Raw genomic sequence first — 12,258 nt, 5'->3', positions numbered from 1 at the left:
ATCAAAAGCTGTAACCCTTATTCTGCATACCTTAGAGCTTTTCTTAGTGCCATTCGGGTATGAAAGTATTTAGTCTAATTAGTAGCCGTTAAAATAAACAGGCGGCGGCTGCTTGGATGCGTTCTAAAGGCTGAACTGAGCGAGGAAGCATTGGTAAGCGAACTACTGTCAAACCGGGAAAATTTGTCTTGCAGTCATCGCAATTAATGGTTGCTGTAGAATTAAAGCGGTTGAGAACAAGATAATTCTGGCTCACACCTATTTCTTGCATAGATTTGAACAAGCGTTGTTGTTCGGCTAGTACACTAGTCTGGTTAAGTGTAACCCCAATGAACTCTGCTTGTTGTGGGTCTTTTAGCACTTTTTGGGCTTTGACTACGCGCTGTCGCAAAGTTCGTAAACGCCCCATAAACTCTGTACGACCAAGGACATTCTGATACTTGATCCAGAGTTTGAAAATCCAAGCTAGCCAGTCTGCTAATGCAGTTGGCATTTCTAGAAAACGTAGAAGATGACCTGTAGGAGCAGTGTCTAAAATAATCAAGTCTTCTTCTTGTTGCTCTAGCAATTCCATTACTGTTAACAGGGAAAGTATTTCATCAATGCCTGGTAAAGCTTGATCGACAATTTTGCGCCAGGCAGCAGGAGCATAGGCCATTTCAATAGATTCGCTTGTTTGGGTTTCGCCACTCATCATTTGCGCCAGTTCCCATAGGTAATCGGCTCTGAATTGATCGACAATGCGATCGCCATCCACTTCCTGACCTCGAAGATTGGCAGTTATTTGATATGGTTCGTGTCCTAAACTCAGACCAAAGGCATCACCTAATGAGTGGGCTGGATCGATAGAAACCATGCGAATTTTGCGATCGGGATGTTGTTGAGCCATAGCCCAACCAATCCCAGCTGCTACCGTGGTTTTGCCTACTCCACCCTTACCGCCAATTAGTAACAGGCGGCGACCTTTGGTCAGAAAATCTCCAAAGCTAGGAGCAATTGTTTCAGGCCATTGAACTGGGAGTAGATCAATAGGAGATAGCGGTTCAAGTTGAGGAATATGGATTTGGTTGATGAGATGGCTGAGGGCGACAATTCCCAAAGGTTCCTCATCTTGCTGTGGCACAATGAACATCGGCTTTCCGTTAGCAAGATCCGTATACTGACCGATCAGCGGTTGTTGTTCTTGGTAACGATCTGGGTCAGTGGCACTGGCAAGGACTTGGTTAACAAACAAACCTCCGCAAGGAACCTGCATGGTTTGTAAGGCTTCTAGGAATCGTTTTGACTCCAACCAACTCATTGGTTCGGCGATCGCAACTAACAAACAAGCTGTATGGGTAGGATCTTGAAGCAGACGACGACCTTGCGACAGTTCAGCTTTCAGGGTTTGCAAAAACTCGTCAGCGCGATCGGGTGTGTAACTTCCAGCAAAGGTCTTGCTAATATACCGATGCTTTTCTTGAAACAGTTCAAGAGAGTGGAGGAAAGTGTCTAAAAAGTCCATCAATCCAAACAAGTTGAGAGTATGACCGCTAGGAGCCATATCAACTACTACTCTATCTACCCGCTGCTCGTTTAAAAGGCGTTGGATCTCTAACAAGCCCATCAACTCGTCCAGTCCAGGCCAATTTAAATCCCAAACTGGAGACAAGTCTTCTCCTTCAACAAAACTACCGCGTTCCACTAACAGTTCTAAAACCTGACCGTAACGTTCTTTAAACTTTTGTAGCAGAAGCTTTGCATCCAAAGCCCTTACTAGTAAATTGGGTAGTTCCGCTATGGGACGAGGAATGTCATCAACGCTAACTTGTAAGACATCTCCAAGAGAGTGAGCCGGATCGGTTGAGATTAAAAGAATTTGCTCATTGGCGAATTTCTGCGCCCAACGACATGCAAAGGTGCAGGAGATTGTTGTTTTTCCGACTCCACCTTTGCCGCTAAACATAGCAAGGTGTAGGTTATCAAAAAGTTCCATCCCGTTTGTCATTTATGGCGTTTTAGGATAAAGTTACTACATTTTTTTAAAGTTTGTTTAAGTAATTTCCCCGAATAAAGGGATTTAAAACCGAATTTAGAGACTTTAGACCCTTTTGGCAGAGAGCAAGAATTGTATTTTCTTCCTTCTGCCTCACTTCGACTACGCTCAGTGGCCACCTGCCTCTTGCCTTCTGTCTCCTAACTTCTGCCTTTCTTCGGTAATTAATTTTGTTGATTTACTTACAAAAATTAGCCGAGGAACTATAACTGAGGTAAAGATTTAGCCAGAGGTGTCCAAAGGTAAGGAGATAAGATGGTTAACAGTTCTGAAGGCGATATAAATATTGGGTGTAATGCCCAATGTATTTCTGAATACGACTTTTTTTCTGACAGTAATTTTGAGGACATTCATTGTCGTCCACTTAAAACAGACTCTCCCTACTTAGGACTAAAAACTTTTGAAATTAAAGATAAAGACAAATTTTTTGGTAGGGATAAGTGGATTGCTAATCTGGGCGATCACTTAAAAAAAGATAATGTACTTTTGCTTTTAGGAGCATCAGAGAGTGGCAAATCATCATTGATTCGGGCAGGTTTAATTCCTTATTTAGGATCTCATAAAAATTCATTAATTAATATAAGTTTTCATCCAGATGAAAATCCTTTTAAATCTCTTTATAAGTGTCTTGCTTCTACTTATGGTAAAAAATTGCAACTAGCGGATATTGTTAAAGAAGTAAGAGAAAATACCCTAATTCAAATTGTCACATTCCTCAAACAAGATTATCAATGCGTTGTAATTTTTATTGACCAATTTGAAGAACTATTTACGAAAACTCAAAAGCCGGAACGCGATAAATTTGTTGCTAGTCTCTTTCAACTGTTCCAGCAGCAAGATAGCTCTGTCAAAATTGTTTTAACAATGCGGTCTGATTTTCTGGATAAATTTAGCGAGTATCCCCAACTTGCAAAGATTCACGATCGCTATAGTCGTATACTCACTAGAATGAGCGATGCAGAATTAAAGTTAGCGATCGCTGAACCTGCTGCTAAAAATGGCGTTATCTTTGAACAAGGATTAGTTGAGAAAATTATTCATGATTTTCACCAACAAAATGATTATTTACCACTTCTGGCATACACCTTAGATATGCTGTGGGAAAGGGAAAATATTGCAAACCGGGTTCTGAAGACAAAGACTTATAAAGAACTAAAAGAGCAAACGTTTGGTTATTTAAGCGAACAAGCTAATGAATTTATTAATCCTAGTGTTGGATGGCACGATCGCCATTCGAGAGAAAAGGAACAAGAGATTCAAAAGTTAAACCTTGCACTGACTGAATTAAAACTGCGCGAACAATCCGCCAGGGTTTTGAATTTACTTCCTGTCCAACCACTAGAGGGTTTGGTGCTGGCAATTCAAACAATGGGTGAGAATTTAGAGAAATATCCAAACCAGCTTCTAGCTCCTGTTTTGGGAAGCTTAAAGGAAGCAATGAACACACCCACAGAGGCAAATAGCTTGCGCGGACACGAGCAAGAGGTTAATTGTGTAGCCTTTAGTCCTGATGGCAAGTTTATTGCCAGTGGCAGTAGCGATTCTACGGTGTGCTTGTGGAATATCATTGGCAATCCTACTGCTCAATTTTTGTGTGGACACGAGCAAGAGGTTAATTGTATAGCCTTTAGTCCTGATGGCAAGTTTCTTGTTAGCGGTAGTATTGACGGAATTTTGTGTTTATGGGATCTACAAGGTAATCTCATTACTCAACCGTGGCACGGACATGAGGAAGGAGTTATTTCCGTCGCTTTTAGCTCAAATAGCGATGGCTGCGCCAACCCCTCCGGGGTACGCATTGTCAGTGTAAGTTTTGACGGAACAGTGTGTTTGTGGGATCTAGAAGGTAACGCCATTACTCAACCTTGGCGCGGACATAAGGAAGGAGTTATTTCCGTTGCCTTTAGCCCAAATGGCCATCGCATTATCAGTCTTGGTTTTGACGGAACGGTGTGTTTGTGGGATTTACAAGGTAACACCATCACTCAACCCTGGCACAAACATGAAGCAAAAATTATTTGCGTCGCCTTTAGCCCCGATAGCAAGTTGATTGTCAGTGGTAGTAGTGATTCGACAGTGCGGTTGTGGGACATCCAAGGTAATCCCATCAGTCAACCTTGGCACGGGCATGAAGGACATATAAATTCTGTCGCGTTTAGCCCTGATGGCAAGCTTATTATTAGTGGTAGCTGCGATCGCACAATACGCTTGTGGAATATCAATGGCAACCCCATCACTCAACCTTGGCGGGGACATGAAGGTGAGGTTAATTCCCTAGCCTTTAGTCCCGATGGCAAGCTGATTATTAGTGGTGGCGATCGCACTGTGCGTTTGTGGGAGCTACATCAAATACTACAAGATCGGGTCATCGGGCGATCGCAGCGCAAATATGAAAATTGGGTCAATTCTGTTGCCTTTAGCCCAGATGGTCAGTGGATTGTCAGTGCCAGCAATGATTCGACAATCCGCTTGTGGAATATTCACGGCAATCCCATTGGTCAACCTTGGCGCGGGCATGAAAAAGAAGTTAATTCTGTTGCCTTTAGCCCAGATGGTCAGTGGATTGTCAGTGCCAGCAATGATTCGACAATCCGCTTGTGGAATATTCACGGCAACCCCATTGGTCAACCTTGGCGCGGGCATGAAAAAGAAGTGAATTCTGTTGCCTTTAGCCCTGATGGTCAGTGGATTGTCAGTGCTAGCAATGATTCGACAGTGCGCTTGTGGAATATTCACGGCAACCCCATTGGTCAACCTTGGCGCGGGCATGAAAAAGAAGTGAATTCTGTTGCCTTTAGCCCTGATGGTCAGTGGATTGTCAGTGCTAGCAATGATTCGACAGTGCGCTTGTGGAATATTCACGGCAACCCCATTGGTCAACCTTGGCGCGGGCATGAAAAAGAAGTGAATTCTGTTGCCTTTAGCCCTGATGGTCAGTGGATTGTCAGTGCTAGCAATGATTCGACAGTGCGCTTGTGGAATATTCACGGCAACCCCATTGGTCAACCTTGGCGCGGGCATGAAAAAGAAGTGAATTCTGTTGCCTTTAGCCCTGATGGTCAGTGGATTGTCAGTGCTAGCAATGATTCGACAGTGCGCTTGTGGAATATTCACGGCAACCCCATTGGTCAACCTTGGCGCGGACATGAGTATTGGGTAAATTCCGCAGCTTTTAGCCCTAATGGTAAATTGATTGTCAGTGGTAGTCTTGATGGAACAGTCCGCTTGTGGCAATGTGGGTGGCAAGAATGGTTGCAAGTTTGCTGCAACAGGTTACATTATCATCCCGTCTTTCAAAATGCTGAAAATGGCAGTCATGTGGAAATTGCCCACCAAACTTGTCAAAAATATGTATGGAATCCACAATGCCCTAAACAGTTGCACAACCAAGGTGCAGCAAAGCTAAAAGAGAAAGCTTTTTCAGCAGCTTTAGAGGACTTTAAGCAAGCAGTTCAACTTAATTTCACATCGCACTGGAAAGATCGCCTTGCTTGGCAATCAGTACCTACAGAGAAGCAATAACTCGGCCTACGGTTGCCTTGAATCGCTCTTAGAAGCAAAATTTTCCCGAAGAAGAATACATGCTTCAGTCGCCAGAATTCAGAAATTGAGTATTTTTGAGAATTAGTCCTCGAATATTCGTGTCATCATTGCGAATAGTGCGAACTAACTGCCATCCCTGACTTGACTGGACGAGGAAAGGGCGCTGAGTATGCCAATGCCGTGTTGGAATTTGCAGATAGTTTATTTCAGCCAAAAGCTTTTCGGGTGGCGATCGCAGCATTCAACAACCGTGCGATACGGGTATGGCAAAAATTGGGATTCAAACATCAGCAATCGTTTGAGCGAGGAAGTGATGGAATACAATTTATCGTGTTGTTACGAGCAGACTACTGCAACAGCAATCGGTAAACGACGTTAGCCACGCTTAAATTAAGAGTTCAATAAAACAGCAGTGAATATCTTTACCAGAATACTGAATCATAAAATGGGAAAATAGGGGTGAGCAATACCACCCTCAAATTTGCAGAGCTATTTACCCAAGACTGATACTTGTGTCCGGTTAGACACAACAAATAGTTAAAGTCTCTCTTAGCTATGCCCAATTCCCACTGCCCCATACCCAATTTTTAGGACAGATAAACAGCGAATTTTATTAGTCAAAATTTATGACTTCCAATGTTACCTCTCAAACTCGAAAGCGACCCACTCAAGCAATAGGAGCCAAAATTTTCCACTGGTGTAACATCATTAGTCTATTTATCATGCTCACCAGTGGACTACAAATTTACAACGCTAACCCTGTTTTTGGTGGACGCGCAGGTTTGCACATTCCTCCGATATTTACTTTAGGAGGTTGGCTGGCAGGAGGTAGACACTGGCATTTTGCAGCAATGTGGCTATTTTCGTTAAATCTGTTGTGGTATGGAATTTACGTTTTAATTACCCGACGCTGGCGACATCGGTTTGTAGGTGCTAATGATTTCAAAGCATTACAAAAAACTCAAAATTCCCAGCGTCTAATTTATGCTTGGCATCGTATTGCTTATACAGCAATTATTCCTATCTTACTGCTGGCGTTATTTACAGGAATAGGAATGTATAAACCTGCTCAATTTCCCTGGATTGTGGATTTGTTTGGCAATTGGCAAGCATTGCGAATCGTTCACTTTGCCTCAGTGCCAATGGTTATCTTATTTGCAGTGATTCACTATCAATTAGGGCAGAAAGCTGGAGGTACTCAACTAACAGAATCAATGTTTGAGTAAACTAACTATGGTAATGGAAATAGAGAGATACAGTAAGCGGAGATCAATGACAAATGACCAATGGCAAATGACCAATGACCAATGACAAATGACCAATAACCAATGACTCTTTAAAAAAATATGAACTTTTTTGATAAATTGAATCGTAATATCTTACAAAATCAAAGCTTACTGTTTGTCGGACTCGATCCAAATCCAGAGATGATGCCTACGCGTTATGAATCTGAAGAACTCATTGCTGGTTTGGAGAAGTGGTTACAATTCATTATTGCGGAAACTGCTGATTTTGTTTGTGCCTATAAACCAACACTTGGCTTTTATGAAGCGTTAGGTATTCCCGGTTTAGAACTGCTCTACAAAACTTTAGCAGCTATTCCAGCCCACATCCCTGTTATTTTAGATGCAAAACACAGTGACTTAAATACTAGTACCATTTTTGCGCGGACTGTGTTTACAGAATGGCAAGTGGATGCAATCACTCTTATTCCTTATACAGGACAAGATCATGTCGCACCTTTTTTAGTCTATCAGGGTAAAGCGGTGTTTATTTTATGCTGTACTTCAAATCCAGGTGCAGAAGCTTTACAGCAATATCCTACAAACGAATCACCCCTTTATTTACAGGTGGTAAAAGAATCAAGAACCTGGGGAACTCAAGAACAATTGGGTTTGGAAGTGGGAACTACAAATCCTGAAGTTTTAGCACTTATTCGAGCAGTTGCGCCAGAACGAATTATTATGGCGCGTAGCATTTGGGCGGAGGGGCAAAACCTGAAGCAAGTTTTAGAAGCAGGTTTAAATGCTAATGGTGATGGTTTGCTGATTCCTGTTCCTCAAGATATGTTGGGAAACACACAATTATCTGAAGAAATACAGTCTTTATGCACAGAAATTAATCAAATCAAAGCTGAAATTATTTATGAAAATTCTACATGTTCGGTATGGTTTCCTGATGTTTGTTTGCTAAATCAGCACCCCCAACAAGATTTAATTTTACAACTTTATGATATTGACTGTATTATGTTTGGCAGCTTTGTTCAAGCGTCAGGAGCGATATTTCCTTATTACATCGACTTACGCAAAATTATTTCCAATCCCCAAGTTTTTAATCAAGTTCTCACAGCTTATGAGGATATTTTGAAAAATCTCACTTTTGATAGGTTAGCAGGTATTCCCTACGGTTCTTTACCGACTGCGACTGGTTTAGCTTTGCGTCTTCATTGTCCAATGATTTTCCCGCGTAAAGAGGTGAAGGCACACGGAACTCGGAGAGTAATTGAGGGTAACTTTCATCCTGGTGAAACGGTTGTGGTGGTTGACGATATTCTCATCAGCGGCAAAAGCGTCATGGAAGGGGCAGGAAAGTTAGAATCAGCAGGATTAAAGGTTGATGATATTGTAGTATTTATCGACCATGAACAGGGGGTGAAAGATAGATTACAGGAAAATGGTTATCGCAGTCATGCGGTTTTAACTATTTCAGAAATTACTAATACTTTATATCAAGCAGGGCGAATAAATGAGGAGCAATTTTTAGCTTTTGCTGAAAGTTAGTAATTGAAATAATGGGGAGTAAGGAATGGGAGAAGATTTTCTTATCTACTTACTCTTGAGCATATTTAATTACTCGGTTCAATTTTGTAACTAGAATAATTTTGATTTTTAAATTAATTATGAACATTTCACTGAATCAACTACTGAGATGGTTAATTTTTACGCTGCTATTTCCTCTAGTGTTTCTCAATGCTTGGCTAGCATTTTTGCTGGTTAAAAATCTTCAACCTGTTGTCACAATTCTTGTCTTGGCTACTTTGCTTGCATTCATTTTAAACTATCCTGTTTCAATTCTCCAACGGGGTGGAGTTAAACGCGGCTATGCAGTATCGTTAGTTTTTATATTAGCATTAGTAATTGTTGTTGCTTTGGGTATAACTTTAGGGCCCATTGTTTTAGAGCAATTTAATGAAATGGTTAAAGTTTTTCCCCAATGGATTGATTCTAGCGAAGAAAAACTTCAGATTGTAAATAATTGGTTTTTTAGACACAAAATAAATGTAAATATCAGTCAGTTCTTAACACAGGTAACTAACAAATTGCCCAATGAATTAGAGTTTATTTCCGATAAACTATTAAGCATTATTATAGATACTATTGATAGTATTTCTGAATCATTAATCACAGTAGTGCTAACCTTTTACCTGTTGTTAGATGGGCCAAGAATTTGGCAGGGAATATTTAAGAAGTTGCCGGGAAATTTTGCCCAGAAGGTAAGCCAATCTATTCAGCAAAACTTCCAAAATTACTTGATTGGTCAGGTAAGTTTGGCTTTGCTAATGGGTGTTTCAGTAACATTATTGTTTTTAGGTTTTCAAGTTCAGTTTGGTTTACTTTTTGGTTTGGCGGTTGGAGTTTTGAGCTTAATTCCCTTTGGTGATGTTGTTAGTTTGATTGTAATTACTTTCATAATAGCTACACACGACTTTTGGCTAGCAGCAAAAGTTTTTGCGGTAGCTGTTGTCATTGACCAGTTAATCGATCAGGCGATCGCACCACGTTTATTAGGTAAATTTACTGGACTTAGACCGATATGGGTATTAATTGCCTTGCTTGTCGGCACCAATATCGGCGGAGTCTTGGGTTTGCTAGTTGCTGTACCTGTATCTGGTTTTATCAAAGATGTCGCAGATGGTTTTTCTACATCTGGTAATTCTGATCAAGTGGGTGAGGGTGAAGCAGCATCAGAATTGTTGCCAGAGGAATCAATATTGTAATGAGTTACAACGTGGGTAGGTGAGTATTGCCCACTCAAAAGGAACTGCATAAAAAAGCCCCCAGCATTCCTACTAGGGGTGAAAAATAATACCATTTAACTTAATGTTTGTCTGAGATGCCCCTGTTAGTGCCTCTACTTAGGTAAAAGGCTAGGTGTTTCTCAAATATGACAGCAAAAAGCGAACAGGTATAAAATTAGCCAGCACTTGCTAACAGTAACTCTCGTTTTTCTGATTTTTTAACTCTCACTTGAGAGTCGTCATCAACATCGATAAGGGCTGTGTCTCCATCTGTAATTTCACCAGACAGCATTGCTTCAGCCAGAGAATCTTCTAGGAGGCGCATAATTGCCCGGCGTAATGGTCTAGCACCGTAGCTGGGGTTATAACCTTCTTGTACCACAAGCTCTTTGAAGCGATCGCTAACTTCTAGGATAATTCCCTTTTCTGTCAAGCGACTAGCAACATCGCGAAGCATAATTTCGGCGATTTGCTTAACTTCATTCTTGGAAAGCTGGGTGAAGACGATAATCTCATCAAGACGGTTGAGGAACTCAGGACGGAAATAAGCTTTCAATTCCTCATTTACCAAGGTGCGGATGCGGTTATAACTAGCATCGGCTTGAGTGTCAAAGTCAAAGCCTAAGCCGCTACCACCTTTTTCAATCACCTTGGAACCGATGTTAGAAGTCAAAATGATCAACGTGTTCTTGAAGTCCACTTTCCGACCTTTAGCATCGGTAAGATGGCCGTCATCCAAGAGTTGCAGCAGCATATTGAACACATCGGGGTGCGCTTTTTCGATTTCGTCGAATAGCAACACTGAGTAGGGTTTGCGCCGCACGGCTTCTGTAAGTTGTCCGCCTTCGTCGTATCCGACATAACCAGGAGGCGAACCGATGAGCTTGGCGACGGTGTGGCTTTCCATGTATTCGGACATATCTAGCCGAATCATTGAGTCTTCCGCACCGAAGAAGTAGGCAGCTAATGCCTTCGCCAATTCTGTTTTACCGACTCCAGTGGGCCCAGAGAAGATAAAGCTAGCAATGGGACGATTGGGATTTTTCAAACCAACGCGGGCGCGACGGATACCGCGAGATACAGCCGTGACTGCTTGCTCTTGTCCGATGAGTCGCTGATGTAGAGTGTCTTCTAGGTGTAGAAGTAACTCTGACTCAGATTCAGTCAGTTTGTTAACTGGTACGCCAGTCCAAGAGGCAACGATTTGGGCGATATCTTCTTCGTCAACTACAGTTGAGTTGACAGGTTGCTCGTTTTGTGTAATTGTTGCTTGCAGTTGTTCTGCGAGTTTCAACTCTTGGTCGCGTAGTTGTGTAGCTTTGTCAAAATCTTGGACTCTGACTGCTGCTTCTTTTTCTTTGGTAACGCCAGCGAGTTCACGCTTAAGTTCTTTATTGGGAGAACTTTGGGAGTTCCGCAGACGAACGCGAGAACCAGCTTCATCAATCAAGTCTATTGCCTTATCGGGCAAGAAGCGATCGCTAATATAGCGGTCTGATAATTCTGCGGCTGCAACCAGTGCTGCATCCAAAATTGTGACTTTGTGGTGTTGTTCATAAGCACCGCGCAAGCCGTAGAGAATTTGTACGGTTTCCTCTACCGAGGGTTCTCCGACCTTAATCGGTTGAAAACGACGCTCTAGGGCGGCATCGCGCTCGATATGTTTGCGATACTCATCAAGGGTAGTTGCGCCGATGCACTGGAGTTCGCCCCGTGCTAAGGCAGGTTTGAGGATGTTGGCTGCATCCAAGCCGCCTTCTGTACCACCAGCGCCAACCAAGGTGTGAATTTCGTCAATCACCAGGATGATATTGCCCACGGTGCGGACTTCTTCTACGACTTTTTTGATGCGTTCTTCAAAATCGCCACGGAAGCGAGTTCCAGCTACCAATGATCCCATATCGAGGCTGATAACTTGCTTATTCTGTAAGGTTTCGGGAACATCCTGATTGATGATCCGTTGAGCTAGACCTTCTGCGATCGCAGTTTTACCAACTCCTGGTTCTCCAATCAACACTGGGTTATTCTTAGTCCGGCGACCGAGAATTTGGATCGCCCGCTCAATTTCCTTTTGACGACCAACTACGGGGTCGAGTTTACCTTCTTGGGCTAATTTGGTCAAATTTCTGCCGTACTCTTCCATCGTTAACGGTTGGGTGCGCTTTTGACTACCACTATTACCAGCGAAAGCTGGTGAATTTTCACCTAAACGGCGAACGATGGCACTGCGGACACTCTTGAAGTCAACCCCTAGATTTTGCAGTACTTTAGCGGCGACACCTTCACCAGCCTCAGTTAATCCTAAGAGTAAGTGTTCAGTGTTAATGTAATTCTGTCCTAGACTATGAGCTTCTTTAAACGATTGCTCGAAGAGGCTTTTTACCTTAGGAGTAAAAGGAATTTCTGGTGGTACAAAACCAGAACCCCTACCAATAATTTTTTCTACCTCGCGACGTGCATCTTTGAGGGTAACGCCTAATTCGGCCAGCACTTTAGCAGCAACCCCAGTTCCTTCTCCCATCAAACCCAGGAGAATTTGCTCAGTTCCTACGAAGTTATGTCCCAGGCGACGTGCTTCCTCCTGAGCTAACATAATTACTCTAATGGCTTCGGAAGTGAAGTGTTCAAACATAATGGGTTATTGCTCCCTCGCTGCTTGGAC

Annotated in this window: 7 protein-coding genes; 5 read left to right on the top strand and 2 right to left on the bottom strand. The window is 42.4% G+C overall.

Translation table 11 applies throughout. From position 1 onward, the window contains the following. Positions 1-88 precede the first annotated feature (88 nt). Positions 89-1,975 carry an ArsA family ATPase gene (locus HWQ39_RS17310; RefSeq protein WP_292847442.1) on the bottom strand — a complete coding sequence of 629 codons (1,887 nt, stop codon included), beginning with the start codon at positions 1,973-1,975 and terminating at the stop codon, positions 89-91. A 315-nt stretch (positions 1,976-2,290) separates the two neighbouring features. Between HWQ39_RS17310 and HWQ39_RS17305 the strand changes: the two genes are divergently transcribed. The 5 genes from HWQ39_RS17305 (at position 2,291) to HWQ39_RS17285 (ending at position 9,575) form a co-directional block, all read left to right on the top strand. Next, positions 2,291-5,557: a hypothetical protein gene (locus HWQ39_RS17305; RefSeq protein WP_292847439.1), complete on the top strand. Its 3,267-nt coding sequence runs from the start codon at positions 2,291-2,293 to the stop codon at positions 5,555-5,557. A gap of 162 nt (positions 5,558-5,719) precedes the next feature. Continuing rightward, positions 5,720-5,947 carry a GNAT family protein gene (locus HWQ39_RS17300; protein ID WP_292847437.1) on the top strand — a complete coding sequence of 76 codons (228 nt, stop codon included), beginning with the start codon at positions 5,720-5,722 and terminating at the stop codon, positions 5,945-5,947. 257 nt (positions 5,948-6,204) lie between these two features. Next, entirely contained in the window at positions 6,205-6,804 is a 600-nt protein-coding gene (locus HWQ39_RS17295) for a cytochrome b/b6 domain-containing protein (RefSeq protein ID WP_292847434.1), read from the top strand. A gap of 120 nt (positions 6,805-6,924) precedes the next feature. Continuing rightward, positions 6,925-8,358, top strand: a complete 1,434-nt coding sequence (locus HWQ39_RS17290) for a bifunctional orotidine-5'-phosphate decarboxylase/orotate phosphoribosyltransferase (RefSeq protein WP_292847431.1) — start codon at positions 6,925-6,927, stop codon at positions 8,356-8,358. Positions 8,359-8,477: 119 nt separating this feature from the next. Next, positions 8,478-9,575 (top strand): AI-2E family transporter, encoded by a 1,098-nt coding sequence (locus HWQ39_RS17285; protein WP_292847428.1) that lies wholly within the window; start codon positions 8,478-8,480, stop codon positions 9,573-9,575. Positions 9,576-9,771: 196 nt separating this feature from the next. Here HWQ39_RS17285 and HWQ39_RS17280 read toward each other — a convergent pair whose 3' ends face one another. Next, on the bottom strand, positions 9,772-12,228 hold the full coding sequence (locus HWQ39_RS17280) for an ATP-dependent Clp protease ATP-binding subunit (protein ID WP_292847425.1): 2,457 nt from the start codon (positions 12,226-12,228) through the stop codon (positions 9,772-9,774). Between the last annotated feature and the right edge of the window lie 30 nt (positions 12,229-12,258).

Origin of the sequence: Nostoc sp. NMS8, from assembly GCF_017115045.1 — a bacterium.
Taxonomy (GTDB): domain Bacteria; phylum Cyanobacteriota; class Cyanobacteriia; order Cyanobacteriales; family Nostocaceae; genus Nostoc.
This window is presented reverse-complemented; position numbering and strand designations above follow the sequence as displayed.